Consider the following 1,898-nt stretch of genomic DNA (forward strand, 5'->3'; position numbering starts at 1 on the left):
CGTCAGACGAGCAGCCGGAGAAAGCCCGTCCGCCGGCCGCTATTTCCAGCGCTTCGTTGCCGGTCGCAGCATCTCGGCCCTGTTCGTCGGCAATGGTCAAACCGCGCACCTCGTGGGTTTCAGCCACCAATGGACGTCTCCCGCCCCCACAGCGCCCTATCGCTACGGCGGCGCCGTACGGTTGAGACGCTTCGATCGCAGACAGGCGGCGGTCATCGGCGGCTGGCTCTCAAGTCTGACGCGGCGCGCCGGCCTGCTTGGATTGTGCAGCGCCGATCTGATCCGCGGACCGGATGGCTACACGTTCATCGAGATCAATCCGAGGCCGGGCGCCACCCTCGACATTTTCGACGATGTTGACGCGCCATTGATCGAAGCGCATCTGCGCGCCGCGACGGGTCAGGTCTTCCGCTTGCCGCGCTTCGTCGATTCGATGGCGTCGATGGTGACCTACGCCGCGACGCCAATCACTCACTTTCCGTCGATTGCCTGGCCTGAATGGACAGCGGACCAACAGTCGGCTGGCACCCGTCTGATTGCCGGCGACCCTGTCTGCACGGTCTTCGCGCGCGGTCCGAGCGCCCAATCGACCAAGCGGCTCATCAAGGGACAAGCCAGCCAATTGCAACTCCAATGGGAAGGAGACCGGACATGAAAGACGGTTCGGCATTCCTGAACGACAATGCACAGCGCATCGTTGACGGCATGATCGGCGACGCCGAACGCCTGCGTATCGTCGTTTCCAAGGGAGCATTGGGCGAGCGCCTGATCGATGCCGGCGCCAAGACCGTCGGCAGCGTCGAGGCCGGGATGCGCATGGCTGAGGCTGCGATGGGCGGTCTCGGCAGCGTTTCGGTATTCATGGATCGCGCGTCACAGCAATGGCCGTTCACCGTCGAAGCGCGATCTTCGCAGCCGGTGCTGGCCTGCCTGGGCAGCCAGTATGCGGGCTGGAACCTGTCTGGCCAGGACTATTTCGCGATGGGATCTGGGCCTGCGCGGGCCCTCGCCCGGGTCGAACCGCTGTTCGAAACACTTTCCTATCATGACATCGCATCGTCCGCGGTGCTTATCCTTGAGACGGCCGAACCGCCTCCCCGCGCGACCGTTGAGAAAGTGAGCAAGGCAACTGGACTGGCGACGGAAAAGCTCACCTTCCTCTACGCGCCGACACAAAGCCTTGCCGGCGGCGTGCAGATCGTGGCGCGCGCGCTCGAGGTTGCCCTGCACAAGATCAACGATCTCAAATTCCCGCTGGAAAACGTTGTCGACGGCATCGGAACGGCGCCGATCCCCGCCCCCCATCCGGATTTCCTGACCGCTATGGGCCGAACCAACGATGCCATCATCTATGGCGGCAGCGTCCAGCTCTTCGTCAAAGGATCGGCGAAGGAGGCTGGCAAACTCGCGGAAAAACTTCCCAGCAGCGCCTCACGGGACTACGGCCAACCCTTCGCCGAGATCTTCACGCGGTTCAAGGGCGATTTCTATGCCATCGACCCGTTGCTGTTCAGCCCGGCTGAAGTGATCGTGACAGCGATCGAAACCGGCGATACTTTTCGCGCCGGTCGGCGTGATCTGAAGATGCTCGAACGGAGTCTCGGCTAGGGCATGGCGGTGCAAAGGGATTCGTCTGTCATTCGCCCGCCCGGCGACTGCCTTCCGTGCAGCCCTGCCGCGGACGCTGCCATGAGGGCCTGGAATCGCTCGCGCCGCCGACATTCCCGCACCCGAGAGGCCACATGATCCCTCGCATCCTGATCGTCAGCGACAAAGTGGACACCGGCTCCAACGGCCTGGCGGCAGGACTTGGTCGGGGGGGCGCCGCCGTTACAGCCGTGCCGCTGGCGGCGATCGCATTCGATACCAGCAGCCCGAGCGGACTTACGATCCCCGGC

2 protein-coding genes are annotated in these 1,898 nt (G+C 63.8%); both read left to right on the forward strand.

Annotated elements, in window-relative coordinates:
* The coding region (locus EN925_RS34095) for an ATP-grasp domain-containing protein (protein ID WP_128337277.1) at positions 1 to 655 on the forward strand (655 nt) is incomplete at its 5' end.
* Positions 652 to 1,608: a methenyltetrahydromethanopterin cyclohydrolase gene (gene mch, locus EN925_RS34100; protein WP_127388254.1), complete on the forward strand. Its 957-nt coding sequence runs from the start codon at positions 652 to 654 to the stop codon at positions 1,606 to 1,608. The genes EN925_RS34095 and mch, both read left to right, overlap by 4 nt.
* Positions 1,609 to 1,898: the final 290 nt, after the last annotated feature.

The sequence above is a fragment of the Mesorhizobium sp. M7A.F.Ca.US.006.04.2.1 genome, assembly GCF_004022915.1.
Classification (GTDB): Bacteria; Pseudomonadota; Alphaproteobacteria; order Rhizobiales; family Rhizobiaceae; genus Mesorhizobium; species Mesorhizobium ciceri.